The sequence below is a fragment of the Pseudomonas benzenivorans genome (genome assembly GCF_024397895.1).
GTDB classification, from domain to species: Bacteria; Pseudomonadota; Gammaproteobacteria; order Pseudomonadales; family Pseudomonadaceae; genus Aquipseudomonas; species Aquipseudomonas benzenivorans_A.
Genome location: NZ_CP073346.1, coordinates 1,599,732 through 1,615,195, shown reverse-complemented (window position 1 = coordinate 1,615,195; position 15,464 = coordinate 1,599,732). Strand labels below are relative to the sequence as shown.

At 64.1% G+C, this 15,464-nt stretch carries 15 protein-coding genes and 3 tRNA genes; 7 read left to right on the top strand and 11 right to left on the bottom strand.

What is annotated here, in order from left to right; translation table 11 throughout:
• Positions 1 to 114 precede the first annotated feature (114 nt).
• Both KDW96_RS07635 and KDW96_RS07630 read left to right on the top strand, forming a co-directional pair.
• Positions 115 to 1,398: a phage replication initiation factor gene (locus KDW96_RS07635; RefSeq protein WP_255839837.1), complete on the top strand. Its 1,284-nt coding sequence runs from the start codon at positions 115 to 117 to the stop codon at positions 1,396 to 1,398.
• Positions 1,395 to 2,390, top strand: coding sequence for a phage integrase (locus KDW96_RS07630; protein ID WP_255839836.1), 996 nt, complete (start codon positions 1,395 to 1,397; stop codon positions 2,388 to 2,390). Before KDW96_RS07635 ends, KDW96_RS07630 begins: the two co-directional genes overlap by 4 nt.
• Here the strand turns inward: KDW96_RS07630 and KDW96_RS07625 are convergent.
• The 11 genes from KDW96_RS07625 to KDW96_RS07575 all read right to left on the bottom strand — a co-directional run bounded on the left by KDW96_RS07625 (position 2,369) and on the right by KDW96_RS07575 (position 10,452).
• The gene (locus KDW96_RS07625; RefSeq protein ID WP_255839835.1) at positions 2,369 to 3,061 is read right to left on the bottom strand and encodes a hypothetical protein; all 693 of its coding nucleotides are present in this window, start codon (positions 3,059 to 3,061) and stop codon (positions 2,369 to 2,371) included. The two genes, KDW96_RS07630 and KDW96_RS07625, sit on opposite strands and share 22 nt — an antisense overlap.
• Before the next feature lie 246 nt (positions 3,062 to 3,307).
• A tRNA-Met gene (locus tag KDW96_RS07620) sits at positions 3,308 to 3,384 on the bottom strand.
• Positions 3,385 to 3,461: 77 nt separating this feature from the next.
• Positions 3,462 to 4,562 (bottom strand): redox-regulated ATPase YchF, encoded by a 1,101-nt coding sequence (gene ychF / locus KDW96_RS07615; RefSeq protein WP_255839834.1) that lies wholly within the window; start codon positions 4,560 to 4,562, stop codon positions 3,462 to 3,464.
• 40 nt (positions 4,563 to 4,602) lie between these two features.
• On the bottom strand, positions 4,603 to 5,187 hold the full coding sequence (pth, locus tag KDW96_RS07610; protein WP_255839833.1) for an aminoacyl-tRNA hydrolase: 585 nt from the start codon (positions 5,185 to 5,187) through the stop codon (positions 4,603 to 4,605).
• Between the two features lie 68 nt (positions 5,188 to 5,255).
• Positions 5,256 to 5,906, bottom strand: coding sequence for a 50S ribosomal protein L25/general stress protein Ctc (locus KDW96_RS07605; protein WP_255839832.1), 651 nt, complete (start codon positions 5,904 to 5,906; stop codon positions 5,256 to 5,258).
• Between the two features lie 113 nt (positions 5,907 to 6,019).
• A complete protein-coding gene (locus KDW96_RS07600; protein WP_208708453.1) occupies positions 6,020 to 6,961 on the bottom strand; it encodes a ribose-phosphate pyrophosphokinase in 942 nt (313 codons plus the stop codon).
• Between the two features lie 45 nt (positions 6,962 to 7,006).
• Positions 7,007 to 7,081, bottom strand: a tRNA-Gln gene (locus KDW96_RS07595).
• A gap of 54 nt (positions 7,082 to 7,135) precedes the next feature.
• Positions 7,136 to 7,210, bottom strand: a tRNA-Gln gene (locus tag KDW96_RS07590).
• Between the two features lie 22 nt (positions 7,211 to 7,232).
• Positions 7,233 to 8,108: a 4-(cytidine 5'-diphospho)-2-C-methyl-D-erythritol kinase gene (gene ispE / locus KDW96_RS07585; protein ID WP_255839831.1), complete on the bottom strand. Its 876-nt coding sequence runs from the start codon at positions 8,106 to 8,108 to the stop codon at positions 7,233 to 7,235.
• The gene (gene lolB, locus KDW96_RS07580; protein ID WP_255839830.1) at positions 8,105 to 8,722 is read right to left on the bottom strand and encodes a lipoprotein insertase outer membrane protein LolB; all 618 of its coding nucleotides are present in this window, start codon (positions 8,720 to 8,722) and stop codon (positions 8,105 to 8,107) included. The genes ispE and lolB overlap by 4 nt, the downstream gene beginning before the upstream one ends.
• Positions 8,722 to 10,452: a tetratricopeptide repeat protein gene (locus KDW96_RS07575; RefSeq protein ID WP_255839829.1), complete on the bottom strand. Its 1,731-nt coding sequence runs from the start codon at positions 10,450 to 10,452 to the stop codon at positions 8,722 to 8,724. Before KDW96_RS07575 ends, lolB begins: the two co-directional genes overlap by 1 nt.
• A 185-nt stretch (positions 10,453 to 10,637) precedes the next feature.
• On the opposite strand from KDW96_RS07575, the gene hemA reads away from it, so the two are divergent.
• The 5 genes from hemA to murI are packed head-to-tail and all read left to right on the top strand — an operon-like array spanning position 10,638 to position 15,406.
• Entirely contained in the window at positions 10,638 to 11,915 is a 1,278-nt protein-coding gene (gene hemA / locus KDW96_RS07570; protein WP_255839828.1) for a glutamyl-tRNA reductase, read from the top strand.
• A complete protein-coding gene (gene prfA, locus KDW96_RS07565; protein WP_255839827.1) occupies positions 11,915 to 12,997 on the top strand; it encodes a peptide chain release factor 1 in 1,083 nt (360 codons plus the stop codon). Before hemA ends, prfA begins: the two co-directional genes overlap by 1 nt.
• Before the next feature lie 31 nt (positions 12,998 to 13,028).
• Positions 13,029 to 13,862, top strand: a complete 834-nt coding sequence (gene prmC, locus KDW96_RS07560; RefSeq protein ID WP_255839826.1) for a peptide chain release factor N(5)-glutamine methyltransferase — start codon at positions 13,029 to 13,031, stop codon at positions 13,860 to 13,862.
• The gene (locus KDW96_RS07555) at positions 13,855 to 14,628 is read left to right on the top strand and encodes a molybdopterin-synthase adenylyltransferase MoeB (protein ID WP_255839825.1); all 774 of its coding nucleotides are present in this window, start codon (positions 13,855 to 13,857) and stop codon (positions 14,626 to 14,628) included. The genes prmC and KDW96_RS07555 overlap by 8 nt, the downstream gene beginning before the upstream one ends.
• Positions 14,618 to 15,406: a glutamate racemase gene (murI, locus tag KDW96_RS07550; protein WP_255839824.1), complete on the top strand. Its 789-nt coding sequence runs from the start codon at positions 14,618 to 14,620 to the stop codon at positions 15,404 to 15,406. Before KDW96_RS07555 ends, murI begins: the two co-directional genes overlap by 11 nt.
• Positions 15,407 to 15,464 lie beyond the last annotated feature (58 nt).

The window sequence follows — 15,464 nt, the reverse complement described above, 5'->3', positions numbered from 1 at the left end:
TTTGCGTCCGCAGCGAGGCACGAGCGCGGCGCAAAAAGCGCGCGCGGACGTTCCTGTAACACGTCAGATAAACAGAGCTGAACGACCAGACTAATCCAGAGTGAAGGGTGTGAAATGGCCAGAGCAAAGGACTTCTCCCGTATCGATATTGAAACCGGACTGGAAGACTCGAAAAGTCGTCTTTTCGTGGACCCAGGCCATATGGGTTTCGTCGACCTGTCAGGCGTACGCCTGCTGCGCTGTGGCGTCGACACGGTGCGGCAGCTGTACCGGGGCATGATCCGCCCGGAGATCATGGCGCTGTTTGAGACACCGGGCGTCATGGTCGACTTTGCCGGTCAGCGCTGGCACTCCGGTCGTGTCGGCCGTGACTCGGGCTACCAGTACAAACTGCAGAATGCCGACCTGGGCATCATCCTCTTGGTGAAGAACTTCAACGCCAAGCTCGATTGCATCGGCCCCCATCTGAAAATCGAAGTCTCGCCCCACGCCATCGACGCCTTCTCCCCCGAGCGTCTGCAAGAGCGTCTGGACTACTACGCCGACGCCGTGCTGACCCACCTGGAACTCAACCAGTGTGCGGTCCATCTGGCGTTGGACCTGCAAGGCTGGCAACCGCCCGCCGATCTGGTCGCCCGCATGCACTGCAAGGCGCGCACGCATCGGGACATATCCGGGATCAACGAAGTCCATTGGGCCACGAAAAGCAGCGTCTACGGTCGCGGGGAAACGTCCATGTTCGGCTCTGCCGGTGGCGTCCAGCTGGCCATCTACAACAAGACCGAACAGGCCCGCGCAACAGACAAGCTGGACTACTGGGAGAGCGTCTGGAAACGCCGGGACAGTTTCGACGAAGGCGATCCGGACAACTACGACCCGGCGCAAGACGTCTGGCGCGTCGAGCTGCGCTATCACCACTCGATCATCCAGCAGTTTGCCAGCGGCTCTATCGACGTCAAAACGGGGGAAGCCATCGACACGCGCTCCTACGCGGCGTTCTCGGGGCATCTGGACGGCCTGTGGCGCTATGGTCTGGGGCAATTCAAGTTGCTGGCCCGTCCCGGTTATTTCGAGCCGATCTGGACCCTGATCCGCGATGACGTGCGGGTCGATCTGCCGGTGGACTCGCTGCTCGATCAGACCGAATACAAGCGCTACTACAAGACCAGCCGAGGCTTCTCCGGCAAGAATGTGGAGCTGTTCCTGGGAAACTTCGTCAGCCTACTGGCAAGGGAGCGGGTGGGCGCAAAAAAGGCCTTTGAAACCCTCCAGCAGTGGGACTGCTGGCCGGTGATCCGCGACCACTACGCCGCCAAGGACATGAGCGAACACGACCTGTACAAGCACATCAAGGCGCTGCTCGAGGAGCGCAACGTCCGGTGGGGTAGGGCGGTATGACGGCACGCAAGGAAGGTAAGACCTGGACAGCGGACTTCTATGAGAACGGACGCTCGGGGCGGCGGATACGCAAGAAGGGATTCGCTACCAAGTCAGCCGCGCAGCGCTTCGAATCTGACTTCTTCGCAGCGCTAAAGCAGACCGGCAGGCCGCTGGATGATCGCCTCTCCGATCTGGTAACCGTCTGGTATGACCTGCATGGCTGCTCGCTCAAGGACGAAAAGGCTCGGCTGTCTCGCACCCTGGCAGTGGTCGAGCGCCTGGGCAACCCTCGCGTCTCCGACTTCGATGCCTTGGCCTGGGCACGCTATCGCCAGTCACGCCTGAAAGAGGCCACACCCAGCACGGTCAACCATGAGCAGCGCTACTTGTCAGCGGTGTTCTCGGAGCTGATCCGTCTGGGCGCATGGTCGGGTAACAACCCGTTGGCCAATGTCCGCCAGATCAAGACCGACCAGACCGAGCTGTCGTTTCTGAGCCTGGAGCAGGTTGGTCAGCTGCTGGAAGAGTGCAGGAAGTCGACGAACAACCATACCTATCCGGTGGCGTTGATCTGCTTGGCTACGGGAGCCAGGTGGGACGAAGCAGAGAGCCTGACCCAGGGCGCGATCTTTGGGGGAAAGGCCCATTTTCACCGGACGAAGAATCGGCAGTCTCGCTCGGTACCGATACCCAAGGAAGTCGAGGGCGCCGCGCTTAAGGTGGCCATGCCGGGAAATGGTCGGCTGTTCATGTCCTGCCGCGCTGCATTTCGTAGCGCCTATGAACGCTGCGGGTTCGACACGCCAGGGCAGCTGACCCACATCCTGCGACATACCTTCGCAAGTCATTACATGATGGGGGGAGGGGATATCCTCAGTCTTCAGCGAATCCTTGGCCACTCCTCGATCACCATGACCATGCGTTATGCGCACCTGTCGCCGGATCATCTGGAGTCGGCGTTAAGGTTCTCGCCATTGAAACAGAGCGGCTATGTGGCAGCTGTTCCGTAGCATGGTCGGAGCACATCAAGAAATAGGTCCATGCCTTTCTTGCCTTTGTACTTCTTCATTGGCGTATGCCACCAGCGGGTGGCGGGATGGGTGCACCTACCAAAACGTATTTCAGTATTCTTGAACGTATCGAATAGGCCGGCAGCCTTAGCGTGTTTCCACGCAAGAATGCTACAGAACATGACCACATCGGGAGAAAGGATCTCGATAACCGACCGCTGCACCTCCGCGCTCCGCTGTTGATCTGCCGTAGAGACCACAAGTGATTTACCTTCGCGTTGAGCGGGGCGCTGGAAGTAATTCATAAACGCCACTCGATGAAATGGGGAAGCTGACAGGTTAGAGCCGCCCTCAATATCACGTAAAGCGGCTTCGAGATTACGGTAAATAAGCCGAGAGCGTCCCTTCCATTGGTTGCATAGGCCTTTATTTATGATCTTGCGTGTCTTTATAGATTTTTGGTGCTGCTCAGGAATCGTAATGCCTGCGTACCAAGAGGCGGCATCATGATGGAAGGTCGCATCGCTAGCGAAATAGTGGCTTTCACCGAGTAATAGGACCCTAGGTATTCTTTGTCCGTATTCTTGGCCGACCCAGGGATAGAGATCTGGGTACAGCTTGTAGTGCTCCACCGAGGAAAACTCGGCATCGAAAATCTCCGACCACAACATCCTTGATCTCCCTGTTTCACAAGTGCCAACGCTCGCCCTACCCTGAGGTCGTCAGGGGCAGCTAGAAGGCAGCATAAGGCTTCAAGAATGCCCTGGCTTGCCCTGAGCTGGCATGCGAGCAGAAAGGATAGGAAGGCAGGGTGAGTCTAAAAGGGTGATGAGGGCGTTGTGGGCGCGCCGTAGTCACTTGGTAGTCACTGGCGCAAACAAAAAAGGGCTTAGCTTTCGCTAAACCCTTGTTTTGTTTGGTGGCTACGCAGGGACTTGAACCCCGGACCCCAGCATTATGAATGCTATGCTCTAACCAGCTGAGCTACGTAGCCGAGTGGCGCGCATTATTCGCGGAAGGCGGGCTGGTGTCAACCCTATTTCTCGAAAATTTATGCGCGCGATCAATCGCTTAGACGTTGAAACGGAAGTGCATGACGTCGCCGTCCTTGACGATGTATTCCTTGCCTTCCAGGCGCCACTTGCCGGCTTCCTTGGCGCCAGCTTCGCCCTTGTACTGGATGAAATCGTTGTAGGCGATGACCTCGGCGCGGATGAAGCCCTTCTCGAAGTCGGTATGGATCACGGCGGCGGCCTGTGGCGCGGTGGCGCCGATGCGCACGGTCCAGGCACGTACTTCCTTGACCCCGGCGGTGAAGTAGGTCTGCAGGTTGAGCAGTTCGTAACCGGCGCGGATCACCCGGTTGAGGCCTGGCTCTTCCAGGCCCAGGGACTCGAGGAACATGTCCTTCTCTTCGCCGTCTTCCAGTTCGGCGATTTCCGCCTCGATCTTGTTGCACACCGGCACGACGATGGCGCCTTCCTCGGCGGCGATGGCGTTGACCACGTCGAGCAGCGGGTTATTGTCGAAGCCGTCTTCGGCGACGTTGGCGATGTACATCACCGGCTTGCTGGTGAGCAGGTGGAAGCCCCTGACCAGCTGCTTGTCTTCGTCCCCCAGGGTCTTGAGCAGGGTGCGCGCCGGCTTGCCTTCGCTGAAGTGCGGGATCAGCTTCTCCAGCAGCGCCTTCTGCGCCACGGCTTCCTTGTCGCCGCCCTTGGCGTTGCGCTGGACCTTCTGCAGCTGCTTTTCGCAGCTGTCGAGGTCGGCGAAGATCAGTTCCAGCTCGATGATCTCGATGTCGCGCTTGGGGTCGACGGTGTTGGCCACGTGGATCACGTTGTCGTCCTGGAAGCAGCGCACCACATGGGCGATGGCGTCGGTCTCGCGGATGTTGGCGAGGAACTTGTTGCCCAGGCCTTCACCCTTGGAGGCGCCGGCGACCAGGCCGGCGATGTCGACGAACTCCATGGTGGTGGGGATCACCCGCTCCGGCTTGACGATGGCGGCCAGGGCGTCCAGGCGCGCGTCGGGCATGGGCACGATGCCGCTGTTCGGCTCGATGGTGCAGAAGGGGAAGTTCTCCGCGCTGATCCCGGCTTTGGTCAGGGCATTGAACAGGGTGGACTTGCCGACGTTGGGCAGGCCGACGATGCCGCAGTTGAATCCCATGGTGTGTTCCTCGCGGAGGTGAATTCGGTGGAGAGGGGGGTCAGGCCTTCTGGCTGTGCAGTTGCTGCATCGCCTTGGACCAGTCGCCGGCGAGCATTTGCGGCAGCACGCCGAGGGCGAAATCGATGCTGGTATCGAGCAGTTCCTGCTCGCTGCGCGGCGCGCGGCCGAGCACGAAGTTGGAGACCAGGCTGCTGTGCCCGGGATGGCCGATGCCGAGCCGCAGGCGGTAGAAGTTATTCTGGTTGCCGAGCTGGGCGATGATGTCGCGCAGCCCGTTGTGCCCGCCGTGCCCGCCACCCAGTTTGAGTTTGGCGACGCCGGGGGGCATGTCGAGTTCGTCGTGAGCCACCAGAATCGCTTCCGGCGCGATGCGGAAGAACTTCGCCAGCGCCGCCACGGCCTGGCCGCTGCGGTTCATGTAGGTGGTGGGGATCAGCAGGCGAACGTCGCGGCCCTGGTGGCTGAACTTGCCCACCAAGCCAAAATATTTGCGGTCTACGCTCAGGTTGACGCCCTGGCTGTTGGCCAGGCGCTCAACGAAAAGGGCCCCTGCATTGTGCCGGGTCTGGTCGTATTCGGGGCCGGGATTACCCAGGCCGACGATCAGTTGTACGGCAGTCATGTCAGGAGCCCTTTAGTGAAAATAGCCCGACCACCGAGGTGGGCGGGCTGTTTTCGGCGGTGCGAGGGTTACTCGGCAGCGCCTTCGCCTTCAGCTTCTTCGCCTTCAGCTTTTTCGCTTTCGGCTTCGGTTTCTTCAGCAATGACGCGGGAGGCGTGGATGTTGGCCACGGCCAGGTCGTTGCCGTGGGCCAGGGCCGCCAGCTCGACGCCATTCGGCAGGGTCAGGTCGGACAGGTGTACGACTTGGCCCAGTTCAACCTTGGCCAGGTCGACTTCGATGAACTCCGGCAGATCCTTCGGCAGGCAGGAAACTTCCACTTCTACCAGGGTGTGGGAGATTTCGCCGCCGTCGCGCTTGACGCCAACTGCTGTGGTTTCGTTGAGGAAGTGCAGCGGTACGTGGGCAGTCAGCTTCTGGCCGGCGATCACGCGCTGGAAGTCGGCGTGCAGGACGAAGCCCTTGGCCGGGTGACGCTGCAGCGCCTTGATCAGTACGCTTTCGTTGCTGCCGGCGACGTTCAGGGTCAGAACGTGGCTGAAAGCCGCTTCGTTTTCCAGCAGCTTGGCGAAATCCTTGGCCAGCAGGCTGATCGATTGCGGGGCTTTCTCGCCACCGTAGATTACGGCAGGAACCAGGCTGGCGTTACGACGCAGGCGGCGGCTCGCACCTTTCCCCAGGTCGGAACGCACTTCGGCATTCAGGGCAAATTCAGTCATTTCATCTCTCCAAAATAACCAAACCGTCCTTCACGCTTGCGACCAGCGACCGGACGGTTGGGCAAAAAGCCCCGCTCGAGGCGGGGCGCATTTCGTTCAGCGGTGATTCCGATTTATCGGAACATCGCGCTGATCGATTCTTCATTGCTGATGCGGCGGACCGCCTCAGCGACTACCGGTGCGATATCCAGCTGGCGAATACGCGAGCAGGATTGCGCGGCGGCGGACAGCGGGATGGTGTTGGTCACCACCAGCTCGTCCAGCACGGAATTTTCGATGTTCTCAATGGCGCGACCCGACAGCACCGCGTGGGTGGCGTAGGCGAAGACCTTGGCGGCGCCATGTTCCTTCAGCGCCTTGGCCGCGTGGCACAGGGTGCCGGCGGTGTCCACCATGTCGTCGACCAGGATGCAGGTGCGACCTTCCACGTCGCCAATGATGTGCATCACCTCGGAGTGGTTGGCTTTCTCGCGACGCTTGTCGATGATCGCCAGATCCACGCCCAGGGACTTGGCCACGGCGCGTGCACGCACTACGCCGCCGATGTCCGGGGAGACGATCATCAGATTGTCGAAGCGCTGGTCTTCGATATCGTCGACCAGTACGGGCGAACCGTAGATGTTGTCGACCGGGATATCGAAGAAGCCCTGGATCTGGTCCGCGTGCAGGTCGACGGTGAGAACACGGTCGATGCCTACAACGGTGAGCATGTCGGCCACTACCTTGGCGCTGATTGCCACGCGGGCGGAGCGCGGGCGGCGATCCTGGCGGGCATAGCCGAAGTAGGGGATAACAGCGGTGATTCGAGTAGCCGAGGAGCGGCGGAAGGCGTCGGCCATTACCACCAGTTCCATCAGGTTGTCGTTGGTTGGCGCGCACGTCGGCTGGATCAGGAAGACGTCTTTACCGCGGACGTTTTCGTTGATTTCAATGCTGATTTCGCCGTCGGAGAACTTACCGACAGAGGCATCGCCGAGGGGGATGTGCAGCTGACGAACAATACGTCGCGCCAGATCGGGGTTAGCGTTCCCCGTAAAGACCATCATCTTGGACACGCGCAGTACCTGCCGGCTGAGGGTATACCTGGATGAGTATAGAAATGGCAGGGGCGGCTGGATTCGAACCAACGCATGCCAGGATCAAAACCTGGTGCCTTACCGCTTGGCGACGCCCCTGTATCGTGTGTAACCCAATGCTGTCAGTCGTACTCACAACGCCTGTGGCGTTGATGGCAGGGGCGGCTGGATTCGAACCAACGCATGCCAGGATCAAAACCTGGTGCCTTACCGCTTGGCGACGCCCCTAGTACAACTCACTCTTACGCATTCACTTCTTGGCCAGAGTTGCGAGCTTGCGATGCAACATCGAAACGTTGCGACCTTGAGCGACAAAACTCGGCAAAGTGGCTGGAAGTTGGCGGGCGACTTTATCAGCATCGACCCTGTTTGGGAAGCTCCCAAACACACAAGCTCCAGTGCCGGTTAGCCTCGCTGAAACAAATTTGTTCAACAAGATCAGAGCGTTACGAACTTCTGGATAACGCTTCTGGACAACCGGCTGGCAGTCGTTACGACCACCCCCCTCAAGAAGGCTGCGAACTTTAATGGGCGGCGTATCCCGTGTCAACTCGGGGTCGGAGAAAACTTCCGCTGTGCTGACAAGTACTTGCGGGACGGCCACGAGAAACCAGGGTTCGGGGAGCTCGACCGGGGTGAGTTGTTCGCCGACGCCTTCTGCGAAGGCCGCACGGCCGCGAACGAAGACCGGTACATCGGCGCCGAGGCCGAGGCCCAGCTCGGCCAGGCTATCCTCGTTCCAGTCCAGCCGCCAGAGCTGCTTGAGGCCGAGCAGGGTGGTGGCGGCGTCGGAGCTGCCACCGCCGATGCCGCCGCCCATGGGCAGGCGCTTGTCCAGCCAGATGTCGGCGCCCAGTGGGCAGCCGGCCTGCTGCTGGAGTTGCCGGGCGGCGCGCACGATCAGGTTGTTGTCGTGGGCCACGCCCGGTATCTCGGTGTGCAGGCGGATCTGGCCATCCTCGCGCACGGAGAAGCCCAGCTGGTCGCCGTGGTCGAGAAACTGAAACAGGGTCTGCAGTTCGTGATAACCGTCGGCGCGGCGGCCGAGGATGTGCAGCATCAGGTTGAGCTTGGCCGGCGCCGGCAGGATCAGCTGGACGCCGGCGGGAATAGCCGGCGGGGTCATAGGCCGAGCTGGCGCGGCTGCCAGTCCTTGATCACCAGGGTCACCTGCAGGTCGTGGCCCTCCAGCTTGATGCGCTCGGGCAGCCAGTAGCCATTCTGTTCGGCATAGCGCAGGTAATCGACTTTCCAGCCGTCCTGCTGCAAATGCGCCAGGCGGCTGTCGCCGTCGAGGGTCACGCGGCTCCTGCTGTCGGGCGACGGCAGGCCGCGAATCCACCAGAGCAGATGGGAAACCGGCAGGTTCAGACCCAGTTGCTGCTGCAGCAGGGCCTCCGGCGATGCGGCCTGATAGCGGCCCTGGTTGGCCACTTCCAGGAGAATGGCCCCGGGGCGGCCGGTCAGGCGCGCCGCGCCGCGACCCAGCGGGCCGGACAGGCGGATGTCGTAGTAATCCTGGCGTTGCAGCCAGAACAGGGTGCCGCTGCCGGAGTCGCGTGGTGCGCGGATGCCGACCTTGCCGCTGATCTGCCAGGCATCCAGGTCCGCGACCTGCTGCTTGTGGGCCCGCCAGCGGGTGGGGTCGCCGGTGCCTTCCAGGGCCTCGCGGGAGGTCAGGCCGGCGCAGCCGGCGAGCAGGGCGATCAGGCTGAGCAGGAGAAGTGGGCGAGCGAGCATCACAGGGTCTCGGAGCCGGTCAGGCGCTGCAGGGTGCTGCGCAGGACGGTGCTGTCGGGTTGTTCCTTCAGGGCGCCGGCCCAGACTTTCCGGGCTTCGCGCTGCTTGCCCTGGGCCCAGAGCACCTCGCCGAGGTGGGCGGCGACCTCGTGATCGGGGAAGCGCTGCAGGGCCTGGCGCAGCAGGCGCTCGGCCTCATCCAGATTGCCCAGGCGATAATGGACCCAGCCCAGGCTGTCGAGAATCGCCGGGTCCTCCGGGTTGATCTGATGGGCCAGCTCGATCAGTTCCCTCGCTTCGGCATAGCGCGTGGTGCGGTCGGCCAGGGTGTAGCCGAGGGCGTTGAGGGCCATGGCGTTGTCCGGCTCGCGCTCGATGATAAAGCGCAGATCCTGTTCCAGCTGGGCCAGGTCGTCACGCTTCTCCGCCAGCATGGCGCGGGTGTAGAGCAGGTTGAGGTCGTCCGGGAACTGCTTCAGCGCCTGGCCGATCAGGGTCCAGGCAGCGTCCGGCTGTTGCTGCTTGGCCAGCGCCTCGGATTCGATCAGGTAGAGCTGGATGGCATAGTCGGGCTGCGCTTCGCGGGCCTTGCGCAGGCGCGCCGAGGCCTCTTCGCCGCGTTCCTCGGCCAGCAGCAGCTCGGTCTGGCGTGCCTGGGCCGGGAGGAAGTCATTGCCAGGGCCGACCAGGGCGTATTCGATCAAGGCGCTTTTCGGTTTGTTCAGGGCCTCATAGGCGCGGGCCAGGTTGAAATGCGCGGCATCGACATGGCTGTCGCGCTCGACCAATTCTTCCAGGTAGACGATGGCTTCTTTCCAGGCCTCGGCTTCCAGGCAGACCAGGGCCAGGGAGAAACGCAGGTCGTCATCCGTAGGGAACTGTTGCAGCAGCGCGGAGAATTCGCCCTTGGCGTCTTCCAGGCGGCCCTGGGCCACCAGCAGGCGCGCATAGGTCAGGCGCAGGCGTTTGTCTTCCGGGTGGCGCTCGAGGCCTTGCTCCAGCAGGGGCAGGGCCTCGTCGCCACGCTCGAGGCTTTGCAGCAGGCGTGCCCGCAGCAGCAGGGGCGAGACATCGTCGAGTTGCGCGGTTCGCTCCTCCAGCAGCTCGAGGGCCTCTTGCGGACGATCGTCCTGTTGCAGCAGCAGGGCCTTGCCGAACAGCAGCTGACCGTTGTTCGGGTGCTTTTCCAGCAGGCGCTCGAAACTTTGCAGCAGGCCGCTGCGGGTGTCCGGGTCGGTCTCCGCGGCGGACAGGGCGAGGAAGTCGAAGTGGGTGTCCCCCTGGCGCTGCAGGACGCTTTCCATATAGACCATGGATTCGTCGTAGCGGCCGGCACGGGCCAGCTGCACGGCGGCGGCGCGCTGGGCGTCGAGATTGTCCGGGGCGTTCTTGGCCCAGATCAGCGCGGTGTCCAGGGCGGCCTGCTCGGCGCCCAGGTATTCGGCGATGCGGAAGCCGCGTTCGGCGACACCGGCGTCCTGGGTCGCGTTGGCCTGCTGTACATAGTTGCCCAGGGCGATGTCGAAGCGGTTGCGCTGCCCGGCCAGCTCGGCGGTGAGCAGGGCGAACAGGGTTTCCTGGGGGAACGAGGCATATACCTTGGGTTGCGGTGTCGTCGCTGCCGGGGATGCATCCTCCACGGGCGGCGTGCCGTCCGGAGTGGCGGGGCTGAGCACTTGGCAGCCGCCCAGCAAGGCCAGGGCGGTCAGTAACGCGAAGGATCTATTCATAGGGGCAAAGACGACTAACCTGCGGTCGGGGCATCATGACACAAGCCGTTGGGCAAGCCCATGGGGCACGCATCAAGGCGCTGCGGCGCTGGGTACGCCTGACTGTGACAATGGCCGGCGGTGGTTGTTCTCGCTCCGGCGAAGTAGGACAATTGCGCGCTTCCCTCTATTGTCAGCGACCTTGCATGGCCTTCATCGCCCTCGGCATCAACCACAAAACCGCCTCGGTGGACGTCCGCGAACGCGTGGCCTTCACCCCCGAGCAGTTGGTTGAGGCCCTGCAGCAGCTGTGCCTGCGCACGGCCAGTCGCGAGGCGGCGATCCTCTCGACCTGCAACCGCAGCGAGCTGTACCTCGAGCAGGACAGCCTGGCGGCCGACACGGTGCTGGCCTGGCTGGCCGAATTTCACCAGCTCAGCCTGGATGACCTGCGCGCCTGCGCCTACGTGCATCAGGACGATGCGGCGGTGCGTCACATGATGCGGGTGGCCTCCGGTCTGGACTCCATGGTGCTCGGCGAGCCGCAGATCCTCGGCCAGATGAAGTCGGCCTACGCCGTGGCCCGCGAGGCCGGCACCCTGGGGCCTTTGCTGGGACGGCTGTTTCAGGCCACCTTCAGCACCGCCAAGCAGGTGCGCACCGACACCGCGATCGGCGAGAACCCGGTGTCGGTGGCCTTCGCCGCCGTCAGCCTGGCCAAGCAGATCTTCAGCGACCTGCACGACAGCCAGGCGCTGCTGATCGGCGCCGGTGAAACCATCACCCTGGTCGCCCGCCACCTCTACGAGCAGGGCGTCAAGCGCATCGTCGTGGCCAACCGCACCCTGGAGCGGGCCAGCAGCCTGGCCGAGCAGTTCGGCGCCCACGCGGTGCTGCTGTCGGACATCCCCGAGGTGCTGGTGAGCAGCGACATCGTCATCAGCTCCACGGCCAGCCAGCTGCCGATTCTTGGCAAGGGCGCGGTGGAAAGCGCGCTGAAACGACGCAAGCACAAGCCGATCTTCATGGTCGATATCGCCGTGCCGCGTGACATCGAACCCCAGGTCGGCAAGCTGGACGACGTCTACCTCTATACCGTCGATGACCTGCACGAGGTCATCGCGGAAAACCTCAAGAGCCGCCAGGGTGCCGCCCAGGCCGCCGAGGAGCTGGTCAGCGCCGGTGCCGAGGAGTTCATGCTGCGCCTGCGCGAGCTGGCCGCGGTGGATGTGCTCAGGTCCTATCGCCAGCAGGCCGAGCGCCTGCGCGACGAGGAGCTGACCAAGGCGCAGCGCCTGCTGGCCCGCGGCGTTTCCGCCGACGAGGCGCTGGCGCAGCTGGCCCGCGGGCTGACCAACAAGCTGCTGCATGCGCCCAGCGTGCAGCTGAAGAAACTCTCCGCCGACGGCCGCATCGATGCGCTGGCCGTGGCCCAGGAACTCTTTGCCCTCGACGAGGGCGTGCCGTCCGATAAAGGCCTGTGATGAAAGCTTCACTGATCAACAAACTCGACCTGTTGCAGGACCGTTTCGAAGAACTGACCGCGCTGCTCGGCGATGCCGAGGTGATCAGCAAACAGAGCCAGTTCCGTGCCTACTCCAAGGAATACGCCGAGATCGAGCCGGTGATCCTGGGGTTTCGCGAGTTCTGCAAGGTGCAGGGCGATCTCGAGGGCGCCCAGGCGCTGCTCAAGGACAGCGACCCGGACCTGCGCGAGATGGCCGAGGAGGAAGTCACCCAGGCCAAGGCCCGGCTGATCGAGCTGGAAGACCACTTGCAGCGCATGCTGCTGCCCAAGGACCCCAACGACGGGCGCAACGTCTACCTCGAGGTGCGTGCCGGCACGGGCGGCGACGAGGCGGCGATCTTCTCCGGCGACCTGTTCCGCATGTACTCGCGCTATGCCGAGAAGCAGGGCTGGCGGGTCGAGGTGCTGTCGGCCAACGAGGGCGAGCATGGCGGCTTCAAGGAGGTGATCGCCCGGGTCGAGGGGGATAACGTCTACGCCAAGCTGAAATTCGAGTCCGGTGCCCACCGCGTGCAGCGCGTGCCGGAGACCGAATCCCAGGGCCGGATCCATACATCCGCCTGTACCGTGGCGGTGCTGCCGGAGCCGGACGAACAGGCGGCCATCGAGATCAACCCGGCGGACCTGCGGGTGGACACCTACCGCAGCTCCGGCGCCGGCGGCCAGCACGTCAACACCACCGACTCGGCGATCCGCATCACCCACATCCCCACCGGCATCGTGGTCGAATGTCAGGAAGAGCGCTCGCAGCACAAGAACCGCGCCAAGGCCATGGCCTGGCTGGGCGCCAAGCTCAAGGACCAGCAGGAAGCGGCGGCGCACAAGGAGATTTCCGACACGCGCAAGCTGCTGGTCGGCTCCGGCGACCGCTCCGAGCGCATCCGCACCTACAACTTCCCCCAGGGCCGGGTCACCGATCACCGCATCAACCTGACCCTGTATTCCCTGGCCGAAGTGATGTCCGGCGGCGTCGAGGCGGTGATCGAACCCCTGCTCGCCGAGTACCAGGCCGACCAGCTGGCCGCCCTGGGCGATTGATGGCGGCCCTTGCCCGCCAGGAACTCTGACCATGGCCAGCATCGAATCCCTACTGAGCGCCGCCGAACTGCCCGACTCGCCGACCCCGCGGCTGGACGCCGAGCTATTGCTCGCCCACGCCCTAGGCAAGTCGCGCAGCTACCTGCACACCTGGCCGGAGCGCGAGGTGGAAGCCGCCCAGGCCGCCCGTTTCCTCGCCGACCTGGTGCGCCGCCGGGGCGGCGAGCCGGTGGCCTATATCCTCGGTCAGCAGGGCTTCTGGAGCCTGGACCTGGAAGTGGCGCCGCATACCCTGATTCCCCGCCCGGACACCGAGCTGCTGGTGGAGACTGCCCTGGCGTTGCTGCCGGCGACCCCGGCGAGCCTGCTCGACCTCGGTACCGGCAGCGGCGCGATCGCCCTGGCCCTGGCGGCCGAGCGGCCGGCCTGGCGGCTCACCGGGGTCGACCGGGTGGCGGAGGCGGTGGCCCTGGCCGAACGCAATCGCGCGCGGCTGAAGCTGACCAATGCCGAGTTTATCCACAGCCACTGGTTCGCCGCCCTGGGTGCTCGCCGCTACGCGCTGATCGTCAGCAATCCACCCTATATCGCCGCCGACGACCATCATCTAACCGAGGGGGATCTGCGCTTCGAGCCGAGCAGCGCGCTGGTCGCCGGCGCCGACGGCCTGGACGATATCCGCCTGATCGTCGCGCAGGCACCGGAGCACCTGCAGGCGGGGGGGTGGCTGCTGCTCGAGCATGGCTTCGAGCAGGCCGTGGCGGTGCGCGACCTGCTGGCGGCCCGCGGTTTCGCCGAGGTGCAGAGCCGGCGCGATCTGGCGGACCACGAACGCATCAGTCTGGGACGGTTTCACCATGAATGAGCAGAGCACGCTGAACGATGACGAACTGCTGCGCTACAGCCGGCAGATTCTCCTTGCGCAGATCGATGTCGAGGGCCAGCTGCGCCTCAAGCACAGCCGCGTGCTGATCGTCGGTCTCGGCGGCCTCGGCTCGCCGGTCGCGCTGTACCTGGCGGCGGCCGGCGTCGGCGAGCTGCACCTGGCGGATTTCGACACGGTGGACCTGACCAACCTGCAGCGGCAGATCGTTCACGACAGTGAGAGCATCGGCCAGGGCAAGGTCGACTCGGCCATGGCGCGACTGGCGGCGCTCAATCCCCAGGTGCGCCTGCAGGCGCACCGCACGGCCCTGGATGCCGACTCGCTGGCCGCAGCGGTGGCGGCGGTGGACCTGGTGCTCGATTGCTGCGACAACTTTGGCACCCGCGAAGCGGTCAACGCCGCCTGCGTCGCCGCGCGCAAGCCGCTGGTCAGCGGCGCGGCGATCCGCCTTGAGGGACAGCTGTCGGTGTTCGATCCGCGCCGCGCCGACAGCCCCTGCTACCACTGCCTGTACGGCCATGGCAGCGAGGCCGAGCTGACCTGCAGCGAGGCCGGGGTGGTCGGTCCGCTGGTGGGCCTGGTCGGCAGTCTGCAGGCGCTGGAGGCGCTGAAGCTGCTGGCCGGCTTCGGCGAGCCACTGATCGGTCGGTTGCTGCTGGTCGATGCCCTGGGGTCGCGCTTTCGCGAGTTGCGGGTCAAGCGTGACCCGGCCTGCAGCGTCTGTGGCGCCGGCCATGGGCAATAGCGCGCCGGTCGGGGTATTCGATTCCGGCGTCGGCGGCCTGTCGGTGCTGCGCGAGATCCGTGCCCTGTTGCCGGCCGAGTCGCTGCTCTATGTGGCCGACAGCGGGCATGTGCCCTACGGCGAGAAGAGCCCGGAGTTCATTCGCGAGCGCTGCCGTCTCATCGCCGAGTTCCTCCTCGGCCAGGGCGCCAAGGCGCTGGTGCTGGCCTGCAACACCGCCACGGTGGCTGGCGTCGCCGAGCTGCGCGAGTTGTACCCGCAGTTGCCGATCATCGGCATGGAGCCGGCGGTCAAGCCCGCCGCGGCGGCGACCCGCTCCGGCGTGGTCGGCGTGCTGGCCACCACCGGCACCCTGAAGAGCGCCAAGTTCGCCGCGCTGCTCGACCGCTTCGCCAGCGACGTGCGGGTGGTGACGCAGCCCTGTCCGGGACTGGTGGAACGCATCGAGGCCGGCGACCTGGACGGCGCGGCGACCCGCGAGCTGCTCCAGGGCTTCGTCGCGCCGTTGCTGGCCGAGGGCTGCGATACGATGATCCTCGGGTGCACCCATTACCCCTTTATCAGGCCGCTGTTGCGTGAGCTGCTGCCGGCCTCGGTCAGCCTGGTCGACACCGGCGCGGCGGTGGCCCGGCAGCTGCAGCGGCGCCTCGCCGAGCAGCAGCTGCTGGCTGATGGCGAGGCCGCGGCCGGACGATTCTGGAGCAGTGGTGACCCCGGGCAGATGCAGGCGGTGTTGCCGCTGCTGTGGGGCGAGGCGGCGTCGGTGCAGCGGCTTTGACAGCGGCGCAGCGGGCTGCTGTTATGCATATGTCTGCTTGTATTTATAACGAAGGCTT

What these genes read in the sequence shown, in the direction of transcription:
- KDW96_RS07635 (WP_255839837.1), top strand. Translation starts at nt 115, where the DNA reads ATGGCCAGAGCAAAGGACTTCTCCCGTATCGATATTGAAACCGGACTG.
- KDW96_RS07630 (WP_255839836.1), top strand. Translation starts at nt 1,395, where the DNA reads ATGACGGCACGCAAGGAAGGTAAGACCTGGACAGCGGACTTCTATGAG.
- KDW96_RS07625 (WP_255839835.1), bottom strand. Translation starts at nt 3,061, where the DNA reads ATGTTGTGGTCGGAGATTTTCGATGCCGAGTTTTCCTCGGTGGAGCAC.
- ychF (WP_255839834.1), bottom strand. Translation starts at nt 4,562, where the DNA reads ATGGGATTCAACTGCGGCATCGTCGGCCTGCCCAACGTCGGCAAGTCC.
- pth (WP_255839833.1), bottom strand. Translation starts at nt 5,187, where the DNA reads ATGACTGCCGTACAACTGATCGTCGGCCTGGGTAATCCCGGCCCCGAA.
- KDW96_RS07605 (WP_255839832.1), bottom strand. Translation starts at nt 5,906, where the DNA reads ATGACTGAATTTGCCCTGAATGCCGAAGTGCGTTCCGACCTGGGGAAA.
- ispE (WP_255839831.1), bottom strand. Translation starts at nt 8,108, where the DNA reads ATGACCCCGCCGGCTATTCCCGCCGGCGTCCAGCTGATCCTGCCGGCG.
- lolB (WP_255839830.1), bottom strand. Translation starts at nt 8,722, where the DNA reads ATGCTCGCTCGCCCACTTCTCCTGCTCAGCCTGATCGCCCTGCTCGCC.
- KDW96_RS07575 (WP_255839829.1), bottom strand. Translation starts at nt 10,452, where the DNA reads ATGAATAGATCCTTCGCGTTACTGACCGCCCTGGCCTTGCTGGGCGGC.
- hemA (WP_255839828.1), top strand. Translation starts at nt 10,638, where the DNA reads ATGGCCTTCATCGCCCTCGGCATCAACCACAAAACCGCCTCGGTGGAC.
- prfA (WP_255839827.1), top strand. Translation starts at nt 11,915, where the DNA reads ATGAAAGCTTCACTGATCAACAAACTCGACCTGTTGCAGGACCGTTTC.
- prmC (WP_255839826.1), top strand. Translation starts at nt 13,029, where the DNA reads ATGGCCAGCATCGAATCCCTACTGAGCGCCGCCGAACTGCCCGACTCG.
- KDW96_RS07555 (WP_255839825.1), top strand. Translation starts at nt 13,855, where the DNA reads ATGAATGAGCAGAGCACGCTGAACGATGACGAACTGCTGCGCTACAGC.
- murI (WP_255839824.1), top strand. Translation starts at nt 14,618, where the DNA reads ATGGGCAATAGCGCGCCGGTCGGGGTATTCGATTCCGGCGTCGGCGGC.